The sequence below is a fragment of the Chloracidobacterium sp. genome, assembly GCA_016716305.1.
GTDB lineage: Bacteria > Acidobacteriota > Blastocatellia > Pyrinomonadales > Pyrinomonadaceae > OLB17.
In genome coordinates, this window is sequence record JADJWP010000001.1 from 274,806 (window position 1) to 299,562 (window position 24,757).

The window sequence follows — 24,757 nt, forward strand, 5'->3', positions numbered from 1 at the left end:
GGAGAGAATCTATGAAGCAAATCATTTCAAACCTGATAATGGGAAAAGATTCCAAGGTCAGCGGTGCGATCGCGATCGGGATCATCTCGCTGATCGTCCTTGGCTGTACGTGCGGTAAGAACCTGGATCTAGGAAATATTTCGTCCGAAAGTAACTCGAGCCGAACCGCGTCAAACGATTCGACGACATCCGACACAAAGGCCGACGGCAGCCTTCCGTCTGAAAGTGTTATTCAAGCGTTGGTCCGTGAGACGACGACCGATTTCGCGAGGGCGATCGACACCGGAGATTTTTCGAGCATTTACGAGAAATCTTCAAGCGATTTTCAGTCGACCTACACCGAAGATCAGATGAAGGATGCCTTCAAGACGTTCACCAATCAAAAGAGCCGCGTTGTCCCGATCCTCGAACGTGCCTCCGGTATGACGTCTGAATTCTCGCCGGCCCCATACGTCCGAACCGAAAAGGGACTCAGCATTTTGGTTATCAACGGAAAGTACCCGACGAAACCGATCCCGGTGCGGACCGAATACGAATATGTTTTTCGCGGCGGCGAATGGAAAATGTTGAAGCTCATCGTTAAGATAACGAATTAGATCGCTAGTGGATGACAGTTGTTGAAAGGCATCGATCTATGATCGGTGCCTTTTTGCATTTTCAACCGGCTAACGATAAACTCTTGATTTTCAACAGCCATTTCGTTATGAAGATCCACGAATATCAGGGCAAAGCCCTACTCAAAGACTATGGTGTTCCGGTACCGCGAGGCATCGTTGCCCGAACTCCGGAAGAAGCCGAAGCTGCCGCGAAGGAACTCGGCACTGACATCGTTGTCGTTAAAGCCCAGATCCACGCCGGCGGCCGCGGCAAGGGCGGCGGCGTAAAGCTGGCAAGATCGCCTCAGGAAGCTAAGCAGATCGCGTCAGAAATGATAGGAATGCAGCTCGTCACCCATCAAACGGGCCCTGAAGGCCGCGAGGTCAAGACGCTGCTAATCGAGGAAGGCCTTCCGATCGACAGAGAATTTTACCTTGGCATCACGCTCGACCGAGTCACCGGACGTAACACATTCATGGCATCGTCCGCCGGCGGTATGGACATCGAAAAGGTCGCCGAAGAGACGCCAGAACTTATCCTAAAGGAGACGATCGATCCATCGGTCGGGATGCGTGCATTTCAAGCCCGCAAGTTGGCTTTCGGACTCGGAATTCCTGCCGATCTTGTGAATCAGGCTGCGAAATTCATGCTTTCGCTATATGAAGCTTACGAGAAGATGGATGCTTCAATAGTTGAGATCAACCCATTTCTGTTGACCAAGGATAATCGGCTCATCGCTTTGGACGCAAAGGTCAATTTTGACGATAACGCGATGTTCCGTCATAAGGAATACGCCGAACTTCGCGACCTTGACGAAGAGGAGCCGCTCGAGATCGAGGCTTCCAAGCACGACCTCAATTACATCAAGCTCGACGGCAACATCGGCTGTATGGTCAATGGTGCCGGCCTTGCAATGGCAACAATGGACATCATCAAGCTCGCCGGCGGCGAACCTGCGAACTTTCTCGATGTCGGCGGCGGTGCATCGCAAGAGCGTGTCGAACAGGCATTTAAGATCCTCCTCGCTGACCCTAACGTCAAGGCTGTCTTGATCAACATCTTCGGGGGTATCGTGCGATGCGATATGGTTGCCAGCGGGGTTGTCGCCGCGGCAAAGAACCTCGGTATTTCGATCCCGATCGTCGCTAGACTCGAAGGCACCAATGTAGAAGCCGGTCGCGAGATCCTTGCTAATTCGGGTATTGGTATCATTCCCGCCGAAGGCATGAACGACGCCGCTGAAAAGGTCGTCGCTGCCGCCGCCTAACCTCAGAGTGCGCGATTCATCGCGCACTCGCGACTTTCTCCCCAAAGCAACCATTTCCCGGCCTCTTGTCATCTCTAACAATAGTCTCGACCACACTTAGAACGATAAGGACAAAAGAATGAATAAGATAGGGATATTTCTCCTGACGGTATCGGTGTGCGTACATACCACATATTCCCAACCAGCACGATCTGCTCGGCAGGCCCCTGTTGCCGGCATTGCCGCCGCTGATTCCGCAACATTGCCCATCCGCCGCGTGATCTTGTATTCGAACGGCGTCGCCTATATCGAACGGCGAGGCGTCATTTCAGGCAATGCGGAAGTGAACCTTTCGTTCAAGCAATCGCAAGTCGATGATGTGCTGAAATCCATGGTAGTGCTCGACCTTGGACAGGGCAAGATCGGTGCGGTTTCGTACAATTCTTCGGCTCCTGCATCGGCCCGAACAGCCGAGATACCGTTCAGCATTGATTCCGAATCCAGACAGGATGAGGATTCGCCGGGCGGACTAGCCGGCGTACTGTCACAGCTTCAGGGTGCGAAGGTCATCGTGACATCCGCTAGAGGCACTGCTGCGGGTTCGATCCTGACCGTCGAAAAACGCAATACCGAAGTAAGGACCCGAGAAGGCAGCGGACCAAACACGATTAACGAATTCAGCTACTCCCTCGTTCTGGCATCCGAATCCGGAGACATCACCGCATTCGATCTTGCCGAGATCCGCGGCGTCAAGTTGCTGGAAGAAGCGACCCGGAAGGACATTAGCGAATTTGCCAATGCAACTGCATCGACCCGACGGCGCGACGCAAAAACGATCACAATAACCTCCGACGGCACAGGCCGGCGTGAAATGATCGTCAGCTATACCGTTGCCGCACCGATCTGGAAAACGACATACCGCGTAGTCCTTGGTGATGACGGCAAGCCTTTTTTCCAGGGTTGGGCGATAGTGGACAACGTAAGCGACGAAAACTGGACGAATGTCCAGCTTTCTCTGGTTTCCGGTTCACCTGTCTCCTTTATCCAAAATCTCCAGAAGCCGCTTTACCGCTATCGGCCGATCATTCCTATCCCTGATGACCTCAATCTCGACCCGCAGATATACGACGCCGAGACCGGTGTTGGATATGGTGCGGGCTCAGGATCAGGCTCTGGTTCCGTCTCTGGTGATGGTTACGGCTCCGGGACGGCGAATTCGGTGGTCAACGTCACGGCAACCCAGAATATGTTGTCGCTCTTGCCCGGAGCGTCTACGTCCGTTAGCGATGCGCTGATCAGCGAACGAAGCGGTGTTCAAACGGCTGCGACCGGTAACGAGCTCGGCGATCTGTTCGAATATCGCATCGATACGCCAGTCACGGTCGAACGAAACCGTTCGGCTCTGATACCGATCGTTCAGACGCGAATGGAGGGCGAGCGAATCTCGATCTATAACGAGGGTGCCCGGAAAGATCGTCCGATGGGCGGGATGATGTTGAGCAACACGACCCCTCTCACCTTTGAGGGCGGCAGCCTGACCGTACTTGATCGCGATGCATATGCGGGTGAGGCCCTGATGGAACGTCTTAAGCCCAAGGAACGCCGCCTCATCTCGTTCGCGCTCGACCTTGGGACCCGCGTAACGACAAAAACTGAGACCGATCTACGTCCGGTTCAGCTCATAAAAGTAGTCGATGGCGTATTCCAGGCACATTATTTTCGTCAAGATGCCAAGACCTATTCGATCTCGAACCAAACGGACAGGACCAAAACGATCTACGTCGAGCATCCGGTCAGGAATAAGTGGGGGCTCGCCGAAGGGTCTGCAACGCCCGAGACCATTACGGATCGATATTACCGTTTCCGTGTTGAACTTAAGCCATTCGAAACCGTATTGCTTCCTGTCGTAGAGCAGCAGGGACAGATGGACGCCTACAGGCTCTCGAGTTTTTCCCGTGACCAGCTTGACCTTTTCGTTACCCGCAGATACATCGACGAGCCGACACGGCAACGGCTTGAACGGCTGATCGAATTGCGATCTCAGGTCAATCAATTAAATGTGAAGTTGGCGGCCCTCGAGACTGACGAGCGTCGCATCGCGGACGATCAAAAACGGCTGCGTGAGAACATCGAGGCATTGGCCAAGACACCCGAGGCAAAGACACTGATCTCTCGCTACATCGCGAAGGCTAACGAACAGGAATCGCGGCTTGAGCAGATCGAAAATGAACGTAAAGAGATGCTCGCTGAGAAAGATCGGCTTGAACGCGACCTCGCAGCCGAGATCAGGAATTTTGAGGTAAAATAACTCCTTAGAACTTGATGAAGATCCGCCGGCGATAAAGCAGCCACATCAAAAGGAGCCAGCATAGGATGAATCCTATCGCGTAGGCAAGCGAAGCGTTGATCGGCTCTGCCCAGGTCAGAAACAGATTACTAAAAACCCATTGCTGGAGCGAGACGGTCTTGTCGTCGCCCGTCGGGATCCGGATCATGCCCATGACACGCGCCATGATACCCGAGAATACGAAAAGGGCGAGGGCATTGACGCCGAAGATAACAAACGGCTTTGCCCAGCGTTTGTAACCCTTGATGTCGATCAAGTAATAGCAGAAACCAAGCGTCAACAAAGCTAACCCCGACGTATAAACCACATACGAACTCGTCCAGAGCGATTTGTTAAGTGGGAAAACCAAGCTCCAGGACCACCCGATCGCCAGCAGGACAGTCCCTGCAAAAAATAATCCAACCGCGATGTCAGTCTTTGTTCTGTTTGGCCCTATATTTAGACCATCAGCAAGGATCTTCTCGTCAACCGACGGCGTCGAATCCCCGGTTTCTATAAATCGAGAACTTTTCGCCGACGCTAACCACGTACCGGTCAACACACCAGTGAGTGTGGTGACGATCGCAGGGATCGTCGAGAGAATGCCCTCCGGATCAAAAACCTTAGCCGAACGCCACATATGTGCTTCCGTCAATATCGCACGGTCAAGCCAGGCAGCGAGGTTGCAGGCCTTATCATCTATCGAGGTGACGTCGCAACCTGGAACCGGCACGGCGGTCATAACCAGCCAGTAGATCAGCAAAAGAGCGACACCGATGACCGTCTGCTGCTTCCAGGTGGTATGGAGGTAGATTAGTGACACGACCAGATAACAAACCGCGATCCGCTGCAATACACCCGGGATCCGCATCTGACCGACGTTGTAAGGGACGATCGTATATCCGCCGATATAATGACCAAGCACGATCATCGCCCAAAGCCCGATGAGTCCGAATGCGATCTTGAATTTTCGGAGAAACAGGAAATAAAGCGATGAGATTATCGAAAGACATGCGATCCACTTCAGCGGCCACGGGATCGTCGTCTCGCCCATCACGAAGAACGGTACGGCAGACATCGCAAGGCCGGTAGCAAAGATCGCGGCCGCACGTGAAAAGATCTTCGTATAAACGGCCCGGGTGATCCCTTCGGTGACGCGTTTGCTCAGTGCCAACGGTATAGCAACGCCGACGATGAACAAGAAGAACGGAAAGACGTAATCGGTCGGTGTAACGCCATGCCATTCCGCATGCTTGAGCGGCCCGTAGATGGCCGACCACGTTCCGGGATTATTAACAAGCACCATGCCGGCGATCGTCATACCGCGAAAAACATCGAGCGAGATCAGCCGATCCTGTATTGGGGTTTCCGCCATCGATTTTGCGCAAGGACTGCTAGTTTCTAACACAAAACGATGTGTCAGGTCTATCGGCGCTCACGGAGTTACGGTCTAGAGGATCCACAAGGGGTAGGACATAATCGACGTTTTGTCACCAACCGAGTCTTTTTCGTGTACCGGTAATGTGAGCGGTGTGGTGACGGGAATGCCATGCGTAAAGCCCAAGTACGTGATCAAGCTTCCAGTTCCCTGTTTCGGGATGAATGAACTCACGTTCGTAGTCGGCATCGCTCATGTTTCGCAGAAGCTCGACCCAACGGCTGTGAACGCCACGGATGATCTCGAGCGAATCGTCGATCGGCATTTGGCTGTCAGCAAGCTCAGCCCATCGTTCTTCGTAGTAAGGGCGGATCGTCGGCGGTGCGTCCTCGGTCAACGCCAGCTTAAAGCGGCAAAACGAATTGATATGACTGTCTGCGATGTGATGAACGGTCTGCCTCAACGTCCATCCGCCGTCGCGATACGCCGTGTTAAGTTGTTCGACGCTTAGGCCGTCGACCGCGGTGGTGATATTCGCCGGCAGATTGGCGATCGTATTGATATTCTCGGGCCGCGAACCGTAGGCGGCAAGTTCAAATTTTCCGATCGGATAACGAAGGTCTTGTTCCATAATGAGCCTTGATCTGCCCGGCTGGCGCTTTTCGCAAGACAGCTAGCCGATGTAAATGTCTTCAAATCTCGTGAATTGTTTTAGAAACGCCATTTTGATAGTGTCGGTCGGACCGTTGCGTTGTTTCGCGATAATTATTTCAGCGACGTTCTTTTGATCATCAGGTATATCGTCGATGTTCTTAGCGTAATAGTCCTGCCGGTAAATAAAGGCTACGACGTCAGCGTCCTGTTCGATGCTTCCTGATTCTCGAAGGTCAGACATCATCGGTTTTGGCGGGTTTCGGGCCTCAGGTGCCCGCGACAGTTGTGAAAGGGCCAGCACCGGAGCGTTAAATTCCTTTGCCAGAGACTTAAGGTCGCGCGATATCTGAGAGACCTCCTGCTGCCGATTCTCGTTGCGACGTGTTCCTCCGCCCATCAACTGCAGATAATCTACAACTATCAGGTCGAGTTTCTTCTGCTCTGCCGCAAGCCGTCGAAGCTTTGCACGCATTTCAAGAACAGAAATTCCCGGCGTATCGTCAATAAAGAGCGACGTTTCCGAAAGCTGCGCAATGGCCTCAGCAAGCCGCCCCCAGTCTTTGGTCGACAGCATTCCCAATCGAAGATTGCGGGCGTCGACTGACGCCTGCGAACTCAGCATTCGCATTACGAGTTGTTCTTTCGACATCTCGAGCGAAAAGACCGCAACAACCGCATTCTCATTAACTGCGGCACGCTGAGCGATGTTGAGGCACAACGCGGTCTTTCCCATCGATGGCCTTGCTGCGACTATGATCAGATCGGCCGGCTGAAGTCCCGACGTAATATTATCAAGATCGCGAAATCCGGTGGCCAGGCCGGTAAGTGCATGCGATTCGCGGCTTGCAAACTCCTGGATCTTTGTAAATACGTTCTCAGCGATCGGCCTGATCCCGCTAAATCCCTGTCGGTCTTTGGCCTCGGCAAGGGCAAAGATCGCCTGCTCGGCATGATCGAGGACGATCTCAGCGTCTTCTTCCTCCTCGAGAGCCTCGCTTGTGATCTGGTTACAGGTTCTGACCAGATTTCGCATCGTTGACTTTGCCTTGACGACCCTAATGTATTCGGAAAGGTCCGAAAAGTGAGGCAAGCCATATGTGAGATTGGCGATCGCGGCAATGCCGCCGATAGATTCTACCGATCCGTCTTTCTTGAACTCTTCACCGATGAGTATCGGGTCGATCCGCTTCGATGCGTCAAAGAGCGCGACCATCGCGTCATAGATCCTGCGGTGAAGCGGCGAATAGAAATCCTCGGGTTTCAGATGTTCGACGGTTTGTGTGATCAGAGAGTTATCGAGCAGGATCGCACCAAGTATGGCACGTTCGCTTTCTTCGCTGCTGGGTAACGGACGCTCCAAAAATTGCTCGCGTCGGGTTTCTGGATATGCTGCCATTTTCTGTTTGATCCTTGTTTCAGGTCGGGTCGCGTTCTTCGATCATGTGTGAGAACTTCGAAACGAATCGGTACGTTCTGCTCGACCTTCTGACGGAATGTAGTATCAAATGATACACAGCACGCTCGACCGGCTCAAAGACGAAAATGCAGATTTTTTATTGGTGTTTTTCGCTATTTTCGCATCAAAAAAGACCGCAATCGGTTATCCCGAATGCGGTCAACACTTTGCACAAATGCAAAAATTATTCCGTCGCTGCGGCGTCAGTCGCTTCGCCGCCGCCTGCCATTTCGACGTCAGATTCGGCCACTTCGGCCTTTGCCTTTCGGGCTTTCTTTTCAGGTTTCGCGTCGACCGTCTCGCCACCCTCTGCCGATACAGTAACAGGCACTTCGAGAGTCACCTCGCGATGCAGTTTTACTTTCACTGTGTATTCGCCTGTTTCCTTTATCGCCTCACGAAGTGCGATCCGACGACGGTCTATCTCATAGCCTTTGGCCTGGATCGCTTCGGCAATATCCATCGATGTCACCGAGCCGAAAAGCGTCCCGCCTTCGCCGGCTTTTCGCTCGAATGCAAGCGAGATCGAGCTCATTTGCTCTTTTTGGGCCTCAGCGGTTGAACGTTCTTCGGCTGCCTTCTTAAGAAGCGCCGCGCGTTCCTGTTCGATCTGTTTTACGTTGCCTTTGGTCGCCAGCGTTGCGAGGCCTTGCGGAAGCAGGTAGTTGCGGGCATACCCGGCTCTTACCTTTACTATCTCGCCGCGGCCGCCCAGGCTCTCGATATCATCTCTCAATAAGATTGTTGTATTTGCCATTTCAAAAATCCTCCCCGGGCCCTATTCCGAAACGAACGGCAACATAGCCATTGTTCGAGCACGTTTTATTGCCGTTGCGATACGACGCTGATCCTTTGCGGTTATGCCCGAGATACGTCGCGGCATGATCTTTCCACGTTCCGGAATGAATTGCCGAAGATACTCAACGTCTTTCCAATCTACATAATCGGGAACGACCTGACGCGGACGTCGGCGTTGAAACCGCCTCGGCATTTTGTCGCCAAACGCATCGTCACCGTTAATAAACTCCCTGTCGAGGGGTGCATCCATTTCTTTCTCTGCCATATCTAACTCCTGTTATGCTTCCGCTCCCTCATTCTTTTCAGCGGTCTCCTCAGAATTTCGAAACTTCGTTCGCTGTGCCGTCCGTTTTTCGCGTTTCGCGCGCATTTTATCCGCCTTCTTACGGTCTTCGTCAACACGAACTGTCATATAACGCATGATCAGGTCGTTCACTCGCATACGGCGTTCAAGTTCCGCGATCTCCTGGCCCGAACCGTCGATCTCAAACAACACATAGTGGCCCTCGTGTTTCTTATTGATCGGATACGCCAGATTACGTTTCCCGACGTCATCAAGCCTGACGACCGTGCCGCCTTCTTTTTCGATCAGTTTCCCGACCGCCTCATTCAATTTCGTGATCTTATCGCCGGGTGTTTCCGGATCGACGATATACATCACCTCATATGTTCTATTTGCCAATTTCTTTTCCTCCTTTTGGCTTTCGAGCTTGCGTCAATCGAGACGCAAGCAAGAAGGTAACTCAACTCTCTCTCGTCCGAGACGATCGGACCATTTTCAATTAAACTCCGCCATTGCCCGGTCAGTGCCATCGCGAAGGATAGCTCTGACCGCCTTGGCGCTCACTTCCAAAACCTTTTCAACCGTTTCGGTCTCGCCCTTCGCGAAGTTCTGCAGGACAAAATCGCGAGTGTTCGAAACCGGATGATCGGGCAGGATTCCGATCCTGAGCCGAATAAAGTCGTTCGTTCCCAGACATTCAATTATCGACCTCAATCCGTTATGGCCTCCGTGCGACCCTTTAGGCCTGACCCGGATCGAACCTAGCGGCAATGCAAGGTCATCCGAGATCACCAGCAAGCGTTCGAGGCTGCGGTCGTCTTTCTTCAACAAGCAGCTCACAGCCTCGCCGCTGAGGTTCATAAAGGTCTGGGGCTTGACCAACTCGGTCGAATGTTCCCCGATCAACGCCCGCCCGACCAATGATCGGCATTCGTTCCGCTTTATCTGCGAATCGGCCTCTTTTCCAAGACGGTCGACCAACATGAATCCGAGGTTGTGCCGCGTTTTCTCATAGGCGACGCCCGGATTCCCCAACCCAACAATTAGCCAGCTTGCTTCGGAACTCAAACGAGCTACTCCGTCTTGCCTTCTTCGGTCGGCTCTGCCCCGACGACTTCCGGTTCAGCCCCGGCCTCGAGCTGCGGTTCAAGAACTTCTTCCTTGACGGCGATGATCGATGCAACCAACGTCTCCGGCGATTCGAGAATCTCGATGCCGGCTCCGACCTTCAGGTCGGCGACATGAATGGCATGATTTGCGTCAAGATCGGTCACATCGATGTCTATCGAGTCAGGCGTGTTTTTCGGTTCGCAAAGGACCTTGATCTCACGAAGCGACTGTGATAGAACAGCTCCTTCTTCCGAAAGACCCTTCGCTTCCCCGATCAAATGGATCGGGACCGTCATTTCGATCTTCTCGCCTTTGGCAAATCGTCGAAGGTCTGCGTGGACCAACCGGCCTCGTATCGGGTCGATCTGACGGTCTTGGAAAATGACGTCATTCACACCCACACCGTCGATATCAAGCGAAAACACGGTATTGACACCGCTGTCCGTGCGAAGGATCGCAGCAAGATCCTTGAGATCCGCCGCCGCCGCAAGACTTTCGGTTCCACCGCCGTAAACAACAACGGGGATCTTACCGGCGGCTCTGAGGCGCCGATTCGTTCCTTTTCCGGTCTCTTCTCGTTTCTCCGCCTTTACAACAATTTTCTCTGCCATAAAACTCCTCACTTTACCGGTCAGATCACTACGAGATCTAAGACCGGAGGATAGAACCTCACATTTACCGCACCACTTTCAAATGAACAACGACGAGACGCTCGTCTCATCATGAATCGAATTTATCGCCGATGCCAGCAGCTTTCCAACGCTTAGAACCTCGATCTTTCCGCTTTCGACCAACGGCTTTGCATTTTCGCGAAGCGGTATCGTATTCGTAACGATGATCTTCTTCAGATACGAAGTTCCGATATTCTCGATCGCTTTGCCGGAAAGTACAGCATGCGTGAAACAGGCATATACATCATTCGCACCGGCGTCGTGCAACGCTTTTGCGACCTTACAGATCGTGCCGCCCGTATCGCACATATCGTCAACGATGAGACAGTTCTTGCCGTTAACATCGCCGACGACGTTCATCACGTCGGCTTCGTTCGCTCGTTCGCGTCTTTTGTCGCAGAGAGCAAGGCCCGCGTCGAGCCTCTTCGCATATGCCCGTGCACGCTCGGCACCACCCGTATCCGGAGCGACAACGATCAAATTATCGATCGGATTCTCAGTAAAATAGTCGACGACTATCGGGGCAGCGTACAAATGGTCCACCGGCAGATCAAAGAACCCTTGGATCTGAGCCGCATGAAGGTCGATCGTCAAAACCCTCTGAGCGCCAGCTTTCGCTATCAGATTCGATACGAGCTTCGCTGCGATCGGAACCCTCGGACGATCCTTCTTGTCTGAGCGGGCATACCCAAAATAAGGGATCACAGCAGTAACACGTTCCGCCGAGGCTCGAACAAATGTGTCCATCATGATCAAAAGCTCGAGAAGGTTTTGATCGGTCGGCGGACAGGTTGGCTGGATAATGAATACATCGCTGCCCCGGACATTTTCGCCGATCTGAAAGTTGAACTCACCATCAGAAAATCGGTCAGTGCTCGATTTTCCAAGATCGCAGCTGAGATGCCCGCATATCTCTTCGGCGAGTGCTCGATTGGCGTTCCCAGAAAATATCTTGATGTTACCGTTGACACCCATACTGCAATCCAAGCAACGTAATACGATCCGAAATACTATCCGCCAAAAACAAAAAACGCGGCCGGCCTGTTCAAGGTCGTCCGCTCCGATACACGAAAACTGGCTGGGGCGGGAGGATTCGAACCTACGAATGCCGGATCCAAAGACCGGTGCCTTACCACTTGGCTACGCCCCAAGACGATTCTCAGAAACTGATCGGAAGCGAACTAAAACACTTGTCGAAGTGCTTCGCGGTATTCTCTCCGCGAAATAGTCGCTACGGCAAAACTTCGCCAGTTGGCATGTTCGCCAAGGGCTTTGATTGCTGTTTGCCGTGTCTCTTCTTTGTCAAAAAAACCAAAAACGCTTGCACCGCTACCGCACATCATCGCAGGCGATGCTCCAAGATCCGCAAGTGTCTGACGGGCCTCACCGATATCCGGAAACCTTGCAAACACTGTCTTTTCAAAGTCATTTATAAGCTTTCGGGTCAGAAAATCGGGCCTTTTCGCTTCAAAACGACAATTGAGAAGAATACGTTCCACCTCACGATTTGTCAAGTTTGGCACAGTCATCGCTTGGTACGCTTCGGCGGTTGACACATCGATATCAGGTGTTACGACCAACCCCATTGCTTCGCCGATATCATCGATCGGTTCAATTTCGGTGCCTCTGCCTGATCCGATGGCTGTTCCGCCAACGAGAAAGAACGGAACGTCGGAACCAAGGGATCTGGCCGTCGCAACAAGGTCATCGGTCGAGACGTCGAGACCCCATAGTCTGCGCAAAGCGAGCAGTGTGACAGCCGCGTTCGAAGAACCGCCGCCAAGACCGCCAGGAGACGGGATGTTCTTATCAAGATGGATCGTAACGCCGTTTCGGATCGAATAACGCTCCTTTAATGCATCAACGGCCTTGAGTATGATGTTCGTTCCGTCGACCGGAATATTCGGGTCGGTACACGTCAATCGGATCTTGTCACTCGGTGCAAAGGTTATCGTGTCTTTGAGGGATGTAGTCTGAAATACGGTGAAGATATCGTGAAATCCGTCTGGGCGACGCGAAATGACCTTGAGACCGAGGTTCACCTTGGCAAACGACGGGAGTATTAGGCGAGTTCTGGACACATTAAAAGGATAAAAGTGTATTTTGCGAAAGTAAAAGAGCGTGCCGATCTTTGATCAAAGCACGCCCCATGAAGCCGATCGCCTCCAGATCAATTTCGCAGTATGAAAACCTGGGTGAAGTAATACGTTCCATCCGGGGTCACTGCAACGCCGATGGCCGATTCTCGCCAGGTCGGCGACAGCATATTTCGGCGATGCGACGTTGAATTAAGCCATTTTTCGACTGCCATTTGGTCGGGATTGTCATATCCGCGCATGTATGCGATATTCTCGCCTATAGCCCGCCAACCGCCGATGCCCAGCATGTCTGCCCGGTCATCGACCATCGTTCCATCAACACCGCGGTGACCAAAAAACTTGTGCTCTGCCATGTTCAGCGAATGCAGACGGGCAAGGTCGGCGATCTGATCGTTCCATTTTAGCAATGGCAAGCCCTTTGCTGTTCGCTCCGCATTCATCAGATCGAATGTAGCTCGTTCTACCCGGTAGGCAGTCGATGTATTCGACTTGGGACGCGGCCCGGCGAGCCTTTGTCGTTGGATCTTCCTGCTTCCCGAAGCACCGATCTCATCGACGAGGATCGCTTCAGGTCTGCTTTGAGCAAAGGCCGGTATTGAGGCCAGGATCAGGGTAAGTAGGGTTATTCGATATAGATAATGCAAATTGACCTCACTTCGGCAGCCGGACGATCTGTGACCTCAGATTCTCGGCTTTGCGTCCATTGCATTGGCTGCAATGGTTGCCTTTTCGGATAAGGTTCGGAACGCCATTCTCACAGGTTCGTTCCGTGATGGCCGTCACTCGTCGGACCGACCACCTTTAATACCAAAAGGACAATATATGACCGTTTCCACTATTTGGGAGAGATGTGGGCCTGCCGTGATATCCGGCCTTGGGGGAACCGATGAATATGATAAACAAATTTCGGCAAATTTTGAAGAAAAATCGGAGCCTTGCTTGTTCTGTGAATGTCGTTACCGCTGTTAGACTATCTGTATGAACAATATGGCTTTGGCGATCCACGGCGGAGCTGGAACGATATCCAGATCGTCGATGACAGCCGATCTGGAACGCGAGTACCGAAACGGACTCGAAGCGGCACTGAGGGCAGGATGGTCCATACTGGAGGACCGAGGATCGGCGATCGAGGCCGTAGAGGCGGCCGTTGTGTCGCTTGAGGACTTTCCTCTCTTCAATGCCGGGCGTGGTTCTGTTTTTACTCACGAAGGAACGAACGAGATGGATGCGGCGATCATGGACGGTTCCGCGTTGAAGGCCGGCGCCGTAGCGTTCGTCCGAAATGTAAAGAACCCGATAAAGCTCGCACGTTTGGTGATGCAACGCACTGAGCATGTTCTGTTGGCGGCGGATGGGGCGAACAAATTCGCCACAGAAATGAACGTCGAACACGCTCCCGACGAATACTTTTTCACCGAGCATCGATGGCAGCAGCTCCAGGACGCCATCGCCGCCGGCCGCGTACAGTTGGACCACACCCCGGCGGAAACACGACCGGTAGGGAGTGTGTCCCGTGGCCAAGAAACGTCGCTCGGCACAGTGGGCGCCGTCGCCTGCGATTCCGAAGGCCGCCTCGCCGCCGCAACCTCGACCGGCGGCATGACCAACAAGAAATTCGGCCGCGTCGGAGACACGCCGATCATAGGCGCAGGAAATTATGCTGACGGCACTTGCGCCGTCTCGTGCACCGGCCACGGGGAATATTTTATGCTGGGTGTCACCGCCTATGACGTAGCGGCGCGGATGAAATACAAAGGCCTCTCGCTCGACGATGCCGCATCCGAAACCATCGAACACCTCACATCCATCGGCGGCGAAGGTGGCCTGATCGCGGTCGATTCACTGGGGAATATAGTGCTTCCTTTCAATTCGGATGGAATGTATCGTGGTTATGTTACGGCCGATGTTCGCCCGAGCACCGAGATCTACGGCGACTGAGGAACTAGACATGTCGCGGAACAAATCGTCTATTCTGCCTGTTCATCTGCCAACAATTTATCCCTTATCTCCTGCACATGCGCGATGTCATCAGGAACGATGTCTGCGAGCGTGACGACGAGTTCGCCCTTTCGGGCGTATTTGATCGCGTGTTGTATTGCGTCGCGGCTTTCCGGAATGATCCGCACTTGCGGTTCCCTGGCGCTCCGGGAAATGCCTTCCTGGATCAGCTTTGCGATGTCAACCGCATCCCTGCCGCGAAGGTAATGGCCTGCTCGAATTACAATTCGATCGAACGCCTCGCCAGCGATCTCGCCCATTTCACGAATATCGTCGTCCCTTCTGTCTCCGGGCACATTCATCACAACCGTACGATATTTGTTCGGCAACTTTGAGATGAATTTGGTCAATCCCGTAAAGCCGGCGGGGTTGTGAGCATAGTCCATCAGAACGGTCACGGTGCCGACCTCGATGAAGTTCAGGCGTCCCGGCGTCTGAGCGGTACCGGCGTTAAATGTCGTCAAGCCGACGCGGATATCTTCGATCGAAACTCCGTGAACAAAGCACGCCAGCGTAGCTGCCAACACATTCTGGATCATGAACTCGGCACGACCGCCATAGGTAAGCGGAATATTCGTAACCTTTTCGACCCTGACCTTCCATTTGCCTTTCAGGATCGTCACGAAGCCATTCTCGTAGACGCACGAGATACGTCCCCGTTCGGCCCGGCGTTTTATGTTCACGTTGTTCTCATCCATCGAGAAACAGACCACTTTACCGTCAACCAGTTGCTTCATCCGATAAACGAGCGGGTCTTCTGCGTTTAGCACCGCATAGCCGCGCTTGCCAACCGCACGAGGTACGACCGACTTGACCCGCGCGAGATCTTCGAGCGTATTCACGTCCTTCAGCCCCAAATGATCGGCTGCAACGTTTAGGACGACCCCGATATCAGCATGATCGAACCCAAGGCCGGAACGAATGATGCCGCCTCGCGCAGTCTCCAGCACCGCAACATCGACCGTCGGATCCTTCAGGACAAGCTGCGCCGAGACTGGCCCCGTGTTGTCGCCCTGAACGATCTGTTGATTCTGGATGTATGTACCGTCTGTTGTCGTGAACCCGACAGTCCGGCCGCTTCCCTTAAGTATATGAGCGATCAGTCGCGTGGTCGTTGTCTTGCCGTTCGTGCCGGTGATCGCAAATATCGGAATTCGCGCTTCGGAACCTGGCGGAAAGAGCATATCGATCACGTGTTCCGCAACGTTTCGGCCGATACCCTCGCTTGGGGCGAGATGCATTCTAAATCCGGGTGCGGCATTTACCTCGATGATTCCGCCGCCGTTCTCATGGAGCGGTTCGCTCACGTTCGGAGCAATTATGTCGACACCCGCAACGTCCAATCCGATAATGCGTGCGATGCGTTCGAAAAGAAAGACGTTTTCAGGGTGCACTTCGTCGGTCACGTCGATCGCTGTGCCGCCGGTAGAGATGTTCGCTGTCGTTTTAAGGTAGACTTTTTCGCCTTTTGGCAGAACACTGTCCAGTTCATACCCAGCTTTCTTGATGCAGCGCAAGGTCTGGCTATCGACATCGATCTCGGTCAGCACATTTTCGTGGCCGTAACCGCGACGCGGATCGGCATTGGTTTCGTCGATAAGCTGCTGGATCGTCTGCTTTCCGTCACCCGTAACATGTGCAGGGACCCGCTCAGCTACAGCGATCAAACGGTTGTTTACGACGAGCGCCCGATAGTCGGCGCCTATCAACTGCTTCTCAACGATGACCCAGCGCGAATACTCTTTCGCTTTCTCCCAAGCGACCATCGCATCTTCAAGCGATTTGATGCCGACCGTTGCACCTTTTCCGTGATTGCCGTCGAGCGGCTTTATCACGACCGGGAATCCTATTCTCTCGAGCGTGTCTTCGAGCTCCTCTTCCGACCTCAAGCGGTATCCTTTTGGCACCGGCACGCCCATATCGCCAAGGAGGGTTTTAGTGGCGTGTTTATTCCCGGCTATATCGACCGCGATCATGTTCGTATTTGCGGTCGTTGTCGCCTGGATGCGCTTTTGATGAACGCCGTAACCAAGCTGGACCAGCGATTGATCGTTCAATCGAATAAACGGAATGTCGCGGCTAACAGCCTCTTCGACCAATGATCCGGTCGAAGGTCCAAAACGGACCTCCTCGCGGATCTCGCGCATCTTTTGAATGTTCTCTGCTATCTGAGCCTTCAGTTCCTCTGTCGGCTTTGCCTCGACCAGGTCTAGAAACAAACGCACTGAGACGCGGGCGGCAAATCTTCCGACCTCCTCTTCGTGGTAGCTGAAAACGACGTTGTAGATGCCGCGTTCTTCGGTTTCACGCGTCCGGCCGTAACCGGTTTCCATACCTGCAAGCGTCTGAAATTCGAGTGCGAAATGCTCGATTATGTGTCCGGCCCATGTACCTTCCTGAACGCGCCTGAGAAATCCGCCTTCCTCGCCGTAGCTGCAGCCATGAGCAAGGAGCGTTGGCATCACTTCGTTCATCCGGCCATAAAACCCGTCGATCTTGTCAGACGGCCGGTCCTCGAACTCGCCGATATCGAGGCGCATGATGATCAGCTTTTTCCAGTAACCACTCCAATAGTTAGGCCCGCGAAGTGTTCTGATTTCAAGAATTTCCATAGTCTCTTCAGGTGCGATCCTTTTGGATCAATTGAATCTAATATCTCGATATGTGATCTGCATAAAGCTCTCCGCCTCCGTGCCCCGATTCTAAGTGTCACGTCTCAGCCGAGATCGGGCAACAAGAACTCCTGCGGCGGCTGCAGCGGATGCCGGTCAAGATATTGGTAAACAAGACCATCACGCAGTATATGCATCTGGACGCCGCAAACGCCGAACGACTCGTGTTCGGCCACTTCGGCGATCTCGTTGTAGGTAATCTGCGAGCCGTCCACGACCGTTACCGAACCTTGTCCGAACACTTCCATCACACCATTCGGGTCGAGAATTATCGCAGTGTTCTCATCGATCCCGATCCCAAGATTATACGGATTGTATGATACGGCAGTGATCAATCGGCTGATCCGGCCGCGTTCCGTAAAGTGCTGATCGATAATAATGTTCTTTAGAAACCCGAGCCCTGGAGAGAGTCTGACAGCGTCTTTGTGCGGATGCGATGCGGCCTCACCACGCACGATCATAGACGTACTCATGCCCGCAGCTCCCGCACTCGTCCCGGCAAGCACGATATTTGTTTCGCGGACCATTTTCCGAAGCTTTGCCGCGAGTTCGGTGCCTCCAAGGAGCGAAACAAGCCGCATCTGATCGCCGCCCGTTATGAACACACCGGTGACGCCGTCAAGCAGTTCGTTCGGATCGGCTTGAAATACGTCCTGGCGCGACGTTGCCCGCAAGACCCTCGGATTCGTAATTCCGAGGTTGCGAAACGCCTGGGTATAAACATCGGCCGCAAATTCCGGATAGTCCGACGCCACCGGAACGATGAGTACTTCGGCCTTCTCGCCGCCTGCGAGCTCGAGAAACTTTTTCAATATCCGCCGCTCGTTGTACTTGTCCTCTGCGCCGCCGATCACGAGCAGATGCCCGCCTATGATCTCGCGGTCGTGCGATTCATTCATTGTTTGATATGTAAGATTAAATTGAGAATAACTGTAGGTAAAGTTATTGCATCCGGTTCGATAGGTCAAGAATCGAAAAAAAGGGCGATTTCGAGATCGCGAACGAGCATCGATGCCGTGATTCATTGATGCCGAATCCCGGTTCAGTTGCCGCATGGCTCAGATTCCCACAACGTGCAGCATTATTTAGCCGCTTTGTCGGATACTCATCGAGGTCTGATGTATCTCCTGCAAGCTGCGAACCGTTAGATGATCTTCCGACTTCTTCGTCGCGATGGCCTCGACCAACGCCTCGGCACCGGTAATGGTCGTCACGCATGGGACATTGAATTGAAGGGCTGCTTTTCGGATGGCTTTTTCGTCGTAGTGCGACGTTTTTCCGAGCGGAGTGTTGATGATCAGCGATATTTCGCCCTGGCGGATGAGGTCGGCGATGTTCGGCCGGCCTTCGTTCACCTTGAATACGCTTGCACAATCAAGACCGACCTCGTGCATTCTGATCGCCGTTCCGTAGGTTGCAACAAGGTCGAAACCGAGTTTCACGAGCCGCCGGGCGAGTATCGCGGCCTGGCCTTTGTCAGCATTGGTGACAGAGATAAACGCCTTACCGGTCAAAGGAAGTTTTAGTCCCGCGCCTTCCATCGCCTTGCCGTAGGCCTCGCCAAAGCTCGCACCGACGCCCATCACTTCGCCGGTCGAATGCATCTCGGGTCCAAGGATCGGATCGACGCCGGCGAACTTCTTGAACGGAAACACCGGCGATTTTACAAATATCTGCGGTACCGGAAGTACTGGCGGCAGCCCGAAATCGCTAAGCTTATTGGCTCCGGCCATCACCAGCGATGCGATCTTTGCGATAGGAACGCCAGTGGCTTTTGCAACGAATGGCACCGTCCGTGAAGCCCTCGGGTTGACCTCGAGAACATACACGCGGTCGCTTTGTATTGCGTATTGAATATTCATCAAACCCTTTACTTTCAGGGCCTTGGCGAGAAGCGTCGTATAGTGCTGGATGGTCTCGAGGTGCTCTGAAGCGATCTTCTGGGCAGGCAATACCGACGACGAATCGCCTGAGTGAATTCCCGCCTCCTCGATGTGTTCCTGAATTCCGGCGATGACGACCGCCGTTTCATCTGCAAGAGCATCTACGTCGATCTCGCCGGCGCGTTCGAGAAACTTGTCGATCAGGACCGGCTTCTCGGGCGAGGCGTCGACCGCGGTCCGCATGTATTCATCGAGCGAGGCTTCGTCGTAGACGATCGCCATCGCCCGCCCGCCAAGAACAAAACTCGGTCGAACGACTATCGGATAACCGATCTCAGCCGCGATGATCTTTGCTTCATCGGGCGAAACTGCAGATCCGTTTGGCGGTTGGGGAATATTCAGATCCTGAAGCAGCGCTGAAAATCGCTTTCGGTCTTCAGCAAGATCGATCGAATCCGGAGAGGTTCCAATAATCGGTACGCCGGCAGCGTGCAGCTTATCCGCCAAATTGAGCGGGGTCTGCCCGCCGAACTGTACGATAACTCCTTCTGGACGCTCGACTTCGACTATATTCATCACATCTTCGAACGTAAGCGGTTCAAAATACAGCCGGTCCGAGGTGTCATAATCAGTCGAGACGGTCTCGGGATTGCAATTGACCATTATCGTCTCGAAATCAGCGCCCTGAAGAGCGAACGAGGCATGGCAGCAGCAATAATCGAATTCGATGCCCTGCCCGATCCGGTTCGGCCCGCTCCCGAGTATCATGATCTTCCGGCGTTCGGTCGGCTCGGCCTCGCATTCCTCTTCGTATGTTGAATACAGGTATGGAGTATACGATTCGAACTCGGCCCCACACGTATCGACTCGTTTATAGACAGGCACGATCCCCGCCGACCTGCGATGCTCGCGAACATCGGTCTCAGATGCACCGGTCAAAAATGACAACCGGCGGTCTGAGAGGCCGAACTCCTTCGCGGTTCTGATCTCTTCCTCCATATACTCACCCAATGGCTTCGCATCGAGCGTTTCCTGAAACTCCATCACCTGCGACACTTGATCCAGAAACCATGGATCGATCCTCGTCAGCCGGTGGATCTCGTCGATCGAATAGCCGTTTTGAAGTGCATAGGTAACGTACGAAAACCGCTGCGAATTCGGACGCGCGAGCTTACGCTGAAGCTCTTCTTCGGGAACTTCAGCGAGCCTTAACGGCTTGACCGCCTCGAGTGACCGTAAACCTTTGAACAGGCTTTCCTTGAAGGTCCGTCCGATAGCCATCACCTCACCGACGGATTTCATCTGCGTTCCCAGAACATCCTCGGCTCCGGGAAACTTTTCAAACGCCCATTTCGGTATCTTTGTGACAACGTAATCTATCGTCGGCTCAAATGACGCCGGAGTTTTCTTTGTGATGTCGTTCGGGATCTCGTCCAGGGTGTACCCGACTGCCAATTTGGCCGCGATCTTTGCTATCGGAAATCCGGTCGCCTTTGATGCAAGGGCACTCGAACGCGAGACCCGCGGGTTCATTTCTATTATGCGAACTTCGCCGTTCGCCGGGTTGACCGCAAATTGGATGTTCGAACCGCCCGTTTCCACGCCCACCTTACGGATGCACTTGATCGACATGTCTCGGAGGTTTTGATACTCAACGTCGGTCAGGGTCTGTGCAGGAGCTACGGTGATCGAATCACCCGTATGTACACCCATTGGGTCAAAATTCTCGATCGAGCAGATTATGACGACATTGTCGTTGAGGTCGCGCATCACCTCGAGCTCATATTCTTTCCAGCCGAGGATCGATTCTTCGACGAGGATCTGCGAAACGGGCGAAGCTTCGAGACCGCCTTTTGCGATCTCTTCGAATTCCTCGGGGTTGTAGGCAGTGCCGCCGCCTGTTCCTCCCAATGTGAAAGCCGGCCGGACGATCGCGGGGTATCCGGTCTCTTCGACGATCGCCTTCGCCTCTTCCCAAGTGTGGGCGAATCCGCCCCTGGCCGACGGGATACCGACCTCGTCCATCGCCTTCTTGAAGAGCTCGCGGTCTTCACCGACCTTTATCGCGTCTATGTTCGCCCCGATGAGCTTGACCCCGTATTTGTCGAGAATTCCCTTTTCGAAGAGTTCGACCGAAAGGTTCAGGCCCGTTTGCCCGCCGACCGTTGGCAGCAGAGCGTCAGGCCTCTCTTTCTCGATGATCGCTGCGATTGTTTCGAGGGTCAGAGGCTCGATATATGTGCGATCGGCTATCTCGGGATCGGTCATGATCGTCGCCGGATTGGAATTGACCAGGACGACCTCAAAACCTTCCTGCTTTAAAGCCCGACAGGCCTGCGTTCCGGAATAATCGAACTCGCAAGCCTGGCCGATAACGATCGGGCCTGAGCCGATGATTAGGACCTTGTGAATATCTGTACGTCGCGGCATTTTTCTAAACTCACGATTATACAGAAATTACGGAGTCGGACGAACTGTGCGCAAACGGAATATCGGTTAGTGTAAGAAAAAAAGCGAAACGGTTGGTAATGACGCTTCGCTTCCAGGTTTGACACTCGAAAGAACCAAGCTAACCGGTCAATAGGGAATTCCCGGTATCCTGACCTTTTCGCGGAGTTTTTGCTTTCCGGCTTCGATCGCTTTGCCGGCAATTATATTCCCGAGTTGGTTTGCAAGATCCGGATTCAATCGCTTAAGCCGGTCCTGCGTCTTTTTCGCTCCCTTCTTGTCGCCGCTCGCGAACTGTGCCGAGCCGAGGCCGTAGAGACCAAAGACGTTGTTGCCGTCGAGATTGACGACGCGATCAAAGGTTGAGACCGCGGCGGAAAGATCGTTACTGCCGCGATAGGCGAGGCCAAGCTGATTGAGTGCAATGACCCAATCGCCCTGTATCGCAAGGGCCCGATTGAGAGCATTGACCGCCGACTGAAAATCGCCGAGCGAATTGTTCGTCGCGCCAAGATTCAGGTACGCCGCATGCAGATTCGGATCCAATTCGACCGATTTCTCAAGCGACGCCTTCGCGATGGCCAGCTTCTTATTTGCTTCTTCTTCGTTATTATTCTGCCTATCGGCTCGGGCTCCGTTGTAGTACGCCCAACCGAGATTGTTATAGTCGACGGCCGTCGGGCTTAGCTCTTCCGCGGTCTTCAATCTCTCGGCGGCTTTGTCCCACTCATTGGTCTTTCCGAGGCAAAAACCCCATTCGTTGTAAAGGTTCGCATCTCCCTTAAGGCCCTTTTCATGCGCGGCACGATATTGTGCATTCGCGTCGGCAAATCGTTCAAGCTGACGGTATGTGCTGGCGAGGTTTGCGTGCGCCTGTGCATTTGCGGCATCGTATTTCAGCACTTGCAAATACGCGATCTCCGCCTTGCCATAATCTGCCTTATTGTAATAGATCACGCCAAGGTCGAACCATGCCGGGCTGAATGCCGGATCGATCTCGACCGTCTTTTCAAGGGCAAGAAAAGCTGCTTGCGCATCTCCTTTCTGCTCTAAGACCCCGACCTTCGCATAGTATCCGGCAGCGTTGGACGGTTCCGCGGCGATCACATTATCGATCACCGCCAAAGCTTCATCGTGATTTCCCTGCCGGCTCAATATCGAGGCTCGCGCAAGTCTGGATTCCGTTGTTGATGCTCCTGCCTTATCTGCCAGCTCCAGGTAGCGAAGAGCGTTTCCGTTGTTCGATTCCGCCGAATAAGCGAGACCCAGCGGCAAATATAACGCGGTCAATTCCGGATCGATCGCGAGCGCTTTTTCGTAGTATTTTATCGCTTCTTTGTTATTGCCCTTCAGATCGTTGATCTCGCCGAGTTTCGCGTAGGCGATATCGTTTCGCGGGTCAAGCGAAACAGCCTCCAGGAGCACTTCGGTCGCCGACCCGTTTGGTTCCGTTGAGGACGCTTCTATGCCTTTTGCGGTCAATGCATCACTTAACCCTAGTTGGGCGTTTTTGTTCTGCGGATTTAGTTTGATCGCTTCACGAAAATTCCCGATCGCTGTTTCCAGTTCGCCGCCGTCGAGCTGAGTTTCAGCCCTTGCCGTTAAGACATTCGATTGTTTGAACCGAGCATTGCGCTCACGGGCACGCTGACGGGCAAGCTCGGCCTGTTTTGCCTTAGCGGCATCGGCCTTACGCTTTCGTTTTGCCGCCAATTGATTTCCGACCTTAACCCTCGCAGAAGCTGCATTGCCGCCTGTGGAAAGATAGCCCCGTGCGGCGGCCGACCTTGCTTGTGGCCGTTTGCTCGAGCCCCGAAACACAAAAGCGCTTGAGCCGCCCGTTATATCACTCGACGGAACGATATCATTCGCCCGGATCGAGGTCATCGGCCCAACGACGAACGATATGAGAGTAACTAAAGCGATCCCGGAAATGACAGTGCGATTTTTGCGAAACATTGGAGCACCTCGTGGCAGGAAAAAAGTATCCCTTGACAAACAGGAATTATACCCGATTTAGACGCGATCAGGTGAGGAATTTTGCCGAATCAAACTTGCATATTAAACCCAACCAAGACCGGTTCGGGCATTAACTCGATCCCGAAACGCTCCAAGACTTTTGATTGGATCAATTGTTTCAAAGATATTATTTCAGACGTCGTCGCGCCGCCGCGATTTACGATGGCCAGCGAGTGGTTTTCAGATACACCGGCGTTGCCCAGGACAAAGCCCTTTCCGACGCCTGCTGCCTCGATCAACCAGGCAGCCGGGATCTTTACAAAACCATCGCGTAACGGGAAAAACGGGACTTCGCTGGGCGAGTTCCTGGCTATTTTCTCAAATATTGCCTTCGGAACTATCGGATTCTTGAAGAACGAACCAACGCTTCGCGAGTTCGGATCGGCCGGATCGATGACCATCGATTTGGCTTTGCGGATCGCCAATACCGCCTCGCGAACCTCAGTAAGCGATGGCTCTCGGCCACGAAACCGTTCGATCAGCTCCTTATAGATGATCTTCGGCTTCCCGCCGACTCGAAGTCCGTAAGTAACTTCGCATATGACGAAACGGGCAGCGGATGATGAATTGAAGATGCTCTTCCGGTATTCAAAACCACACTCGGCATTCGTTAATCGGACGGGTTTCAATGTTTCGCGGTCAACGCAATGAACTTCCACTATCGTTTCCGAAACCTCTTGCCCGTAGGCACCAACATTTTGCACCGGCGTTCCGCCGATATATCCGGGGATCCCGCTGAGGCATTCGACACCTGCAAGATCGTTTTCGACGCACGATCTTACAAAGTCGTCCCAATTCTCGCCTGCGCCGGCCCTGATGGTTCGTATGCTGTTCGTACGGTCCGATTCGTTAGGGTAAGCAGCGGCAGTCTGCCGGAACTCAGACCTGTCGATGCGGATGTGGATGACGATGCCGTCGAAACCTTCGTCGGCGACCAGTACATTGCTCCCGCCGCCCAGAATAAACACCGAAAGTTCGCGTTCCTTTGCAAACGAAAGGGCCGAGACAAGCGCGGTTTCAGTCTCAGCTTCAACAAAGTACTTTGCGGGCCCGCCAACACCTAGTGTCGTAAATGGCGCAAGTGAGACATTTTCCTGAATTTCGATCGACATTTCACTT

General features: G+C 53.4%; 20 protein-coding genes, 1 tRNA gene and 1 riboswitch. Of the genes, 4 read left to right on the forward strand and 17 right to left on the reverse strand.

Annotated elements, in window-relative coordinates; all coding sequences use genetic code 11:
- The first annotated feature begins 11 nt into the window (after window positions 1–11).
- The 3 genes from IPM28_01150 to IPM28_01160 all read left to right on the forward strand — a co-directional run bounded on the left by IPM28_01150 (window position 12) and on the right by IPM28_01160 (window position 4,151).
- Window positions 12–596, forward strand: a complete 585-nt coding sequence (locus IPM28_01150; GenBank protein ID MBK9171606.1) for a hypothetical protein — start codon at window positions 12–14, stop codon at window positions 594–596.
- Between the two features lie 107 nt (window positions 597–703).
- Window positions 704–1,864 carry an ADP-forming succinate--CoA ligase subunit beta gene (sucC, locus tag IPM28_01155; protein MBK9171607.1) on the forward strand — a complete coding sequence of 387 codons (1,161 nt, stop codon included), beginning with the start codon at window positions 704–706 and terminating at the stop codon, window positions 1,862–1,864.
- Between the two features lie 118 nt (window positions 1,865–1,982).
- Window positions 1,983–4,151 carry a hypothetical protein gene (locus IPM28_01160; GenBank protein MBK9171608.1) on the forward strand — a complete coding sequence of 723 codons (2,169 nt, stop codon included), beginning with the start codon at window positions 1,983–1,985 and terminating at the stop codon, window positions 4,149–4,151.
- A 4-nt stretch (window positions 4,152–4,155) separates the two neighbouring features.
- Here IPM28_01160 and IPM28_01165 read toward each other — a convergent pair whose 3' ends face one another.
- The 12 genes from IPM28_01165 to IPM28_01220 form a co-directional block, all read right to left on the reverse strand.
- Window positions 4,156–5,544: a DUF5009 domain-containing protein gene (locus tag IPM28_01165; GenBank protein MBK9171609.1), complete on the reverse strand. Its 1,389-nt coding sequence runs from the start codon at window positions 5,542–5,544 to the stop codon at window positions 4,156–4,158.
- Between the two features lie 115 nt (window positions 5,545–5,659).
- Window positions 5,660–6,178 carry a putative metal-dependent hydrolase gene (locus IPM28_01170; GenBank protein ID MBK9171610.1) on the reverse strand — a complete coding sequence of 173 codons (519 nt, stop codon included), beginning with the start codon at window positions 6,176–6,178 and terminating at the stop codon, window positions 5,660–5,662.
- Between the two features lie 42 nt (window positions 6,179–6,220).
- Window positions 6,221–7,597: a replicative DNA helicase gene (gene dnaB, locus IPM28_01175; GenBank protein ID MBK9171611.1), complete on the reverse strand. Its 1,377-nt coding sequence runs from the start codon at window positions 7,595–7,597 to the stop codon at window positions 6,221–6,223.
- A 244-nt stretch (window positions 7,598–7,841) separates the two neighbouring features.
- Window positions 7,842–8,414, reverse strand: coding sequence for a 50S ribosomal protein L9 (locus tag IPM28_01180; GenBank protein ID MBK9171612.1), 573 nt, complete (start codon window positions 8,412–8,414; stop codon window positions 7,842–7,844).
- Between the two features lie 21 nt (window positions 8,415–8,435).
- Complete coding sequence (locus IPM28_01185) at window positions 8,436–8,648, reverse strand: 30S ribosomal protein S18 (protein ID MBK9171613.1); 213 nt, start codon at window positions 8,646–8,648, stop codon at window positions 8,436–8,438.
- Between the two features lie 84 nt (window positions 8,649–8,732).
- Window positions 8,733–9,137 carry a 30S ribosomal protein S6 gene (gene rpsF, locus IPM28_01190; protein ID MBK9171614.1) on the reverse strand — a complete coding sequence of 135 codons (405 nt, stop codon included), beginning with the start codon at window positions 9,135–9,137 and terminating at the stop codon, window positions 8,733–8,735.
- Window positions 9,138–9,233: 96 nt separating this feature from the next.
- Window positions 9,234–9,806 (reverse strand): aminoacyl-tRNA hydrolase, encoded by a 573-nt coding sequence (locus IPM28_01195; protein ID MBK9171615.1) that lies wholly within the window; start codon window positions 9,804–9,806, stop codon window positions 9,234–9,236.
- Window positions 9,807–9,811: 5 nt separating this feature from the next.
- Complete coding sequence (locus IPM28_01200) at window positions 9,812–10,459, reverse strand: 50S ribosomal protein L25 (GenBank protein ID MBK9171616.1); 648 nt, start codon at window positions 10,457–10,459, stop codon at window positions 9,812–9,814.
- 78 nt (window positions 10,460–10,537) lie between these two features.
- On the reverse strand, window positions 10,538–11,494 hold the full coding sequence (locus IPM28_01205) for a ribose-phosphate pyrophosphokinase (protein MBK9171617.1): 957 nt from the start codon (window positions 11,492–11,494) through the stop codon (window positions 10,538–10,540).
- Window positions 11,495–11,594: 100 nt separating this feature from the next.
- Window positions 11,595–11,669, reverse strand: a tRNA-Gln gene (locus IPM28_01210).
- A 31-nt stretch (window positions 11,670–11,700) separates the two neighbouring features.
- Window positions 11,701–12,600 (reverse strand): 4-(cytidine 5'-diphospho)-2-C-methyl-D-erythritol kinase, encoded by a 900-nt coding sequence (gene ispE / locus IPM28_01215; GenBank protein ID MBK9171618.1) that lies wholly within the window; start codon window positions 12,598–12,600, stop codon window positions 11,701–11,703.
- A gap of 89 nt (window positions 12,601–12,689) precedes the next feature.
- Window positions 12,690–13,262, reverse strand: coding sequence for a CAP domain-containing protein (locus IPM28_01220; protein ID MBK9171619.1), 573 nt, complete (start codon window positions 13,260–13,262; stop codon window positions 12,690–12,692).
- An 11-nt stretch (window positions 13,263–13,273) separates the two neighbouring features.
- Window positions 13,274–13,354, reverse strand: a riboswitch (cyclic di-GMP riboswitch).
- Between the two features lie 242 nt (window positions 13,355–13,596).
- On the opposite strand from IPM28_01220, the gene IPM28_01225 reads away from it, so the two are divergent.
- On the forward strand, window positions 13,597–14,556 hold the full coding sequence (locus IPM28_01225; GenBank protein ID MBK9171620.1) for an isoaspartyl peptidase/L-asparaginase: 960 nt from the start codon (window positions 13,597–13,599) through the stop codon (window positions 14,554–14,556).
- 29 nt (window positions 14,557–14,585) lie between these two features.
- Here the strand turns inward: IPM28_01225 and cphA are convergent, their stop codons facing one another.
- From cphA to IPM28_01250, 5 genes are all read right to left on the reverse strand, one after another.
- Window positions 14,586–17,228, reverse strand: a complete 2,643-nt coding sequence (gene cphA / locus IPM28_01230) for a cyanophycin synthetase (protein ID MBK9171621.1) — start codon at window positions 17,226–17,228, stop codon at window positions 14,586–14,588.
- A 104-nt stretch (window positions 17,229–17,332) separates the two neighbouring features.
- On the reverse strand, window positions 17,333–18,187 hold the full coding sequence (locus IPM28_01235; GenBank protein MBK9171622.1) for a cyanophycinase: 855 nt from the start codon (window positions 18,185–18,187) through the stop codon (window positions 17,333–17,335).
- A gap of 186 nt (window positions 18,188–18,373) precedes the next feature.
- On the reverse strand, window positions 18,374–21,601 hold the full coding sequence (gene carB / locus IPM28_01240) for a carbamoyl-phosphate synthase large subunit (GenBank protein ID MBK9171623.1): 3,228 nt from the start codon (window positions 21,599–21,601) through the stop codon (window positions 18,374–18,376).
- Between the two features lie 147 nt (window positions 21,602–21,748).
- Entirely contained in the window at window positions 21,749–23,578 is a 1,830-nt protein-coding gene (locus IPM28_01245; GenBank protein ID MBK9171624.1) for a tetratricopeptide repeat protein, read from the reverse strand.
- 89 nt (window positions 23,579–23,667) lie between these two features.
- Window positions 23,668–24,744 (reverse strand): UDP-N-acetylmuramate dehydrogenase, encoded by a 1,077-nt coding sequence (locus tag IPM28_01250; GenBank protein ID MBK9171625.1) that lies wholly within the window; start codon window positions 24,742–24,744, stop codon window positions 23,668–23,670.
- Window positions 24,745–24,757 lie beyond the last annotated feature (13 nt).

Excerpts from the sequence above, each read along its gene's own strand:
- IPM28_01200 (MBK9171616.1), bottom strand. The coding sequence starts at position 10,459 with ATGGCAGAGAAAATTGTTGTAAAGGCGGAGAAACGAGAAGAGACCGGA.
- carB (MBK9171623.1), bottom strand. The coding sequence starts at position 21,601 with ATGCCGCGACGTACAGATATTCACAAGGTCCTAATCATCGGCTCAGGC.
- IPM28_01165 (MBK9171609.1), bottom strand. The coding sequence starts at position 5,544 with ATGGCGGAAACCCCAATACAGGATCGGCTGATCTCGCTCGATGTTTTT.
- IPM28_01150 (MBK9171606.1), top strand. The coding sequence starts at position 12 with ATGAAGCAAATCATTTCAAACCTGATAATGGGAAAAGATTCCAAGGTC.
- dnaB (MBK9171611.1), bottom strand. The coding sequence starts at position 7,597 with ATGGCAGCATATCCAGAAACCCGACGCGAGCAATTTTTGGAGCGTCCG.
- IPM28_01235 (MBK9171622.1), bottom strand. The coding sequence starts at position 18,187 with ATGAATGAATCGCACGACCGCGAGATCATAGGCGGGCATCTGCTCGTG.
- IPM28_01170 (MBK9171610.1), bottom strand. The coding sequence starts at position 6,178 with ATGGAACAAGACCTTCGTTATCCGATCGGAAAATTTGAACTTGCCGCC.
- IPM28_01180 (MBK9171612.1), bottom strand. The coding sequence starts at position 8,414 with ATGGCAAATACAACAATCTTATTGAGAGATGATATCGAGAGCCTGGGC.
- sucC (MBK9171607.1), top strand. The coding sequence starts at position 704 with ATGAAGATCCACGAATATCAGGGCAAAGCCCTACTCAAAGACTATGGT.
- IPM28_01225 (MBK9171620.1), top strand. The coding sequence starts at position 13,597 with ATGAACAATATGGCTTTGGCGATCCACGGCGGAGCTGGAACGATATCC.
- IPM28_01160 (MBK9171608.1), top strand. The coding sequence starts at position 1,983 with ATGAATAAGATAGGGATATTTCTCCTGACGGTATCGGTGTGCGTACAT.
- IPM28_01185 (MBK9171613.1), bottom strand. The coding sequence starts at position 8,648 with ATGCCGAGGCGGTTTCAACGCCGACGTCCGCGTCAGGTCGTTCCCGAT.
- IPM28_01245 (MBK9171624.1), bottom strand. The coding sequence starts at position 23,578 with ATGTTTCGCAAAAATCGCACTGTCATTTCCGGGATCGCTTTAGTTACT.
- cphA (MBK9171621.1), bottom strand. The coding sequence starts at position 17,228 with ATGGAAATTCTTGAAATCAGAACACTTCGCGGGCCTAACTATTGGAGT.
- IPM28_01205 (MBK9171617.1), bottom strand. The coding sequence starts at position 11,494 with ATGGGTGTCAACGGTAACATCAAGATATTTTCTGGGAACGCCAATCGA.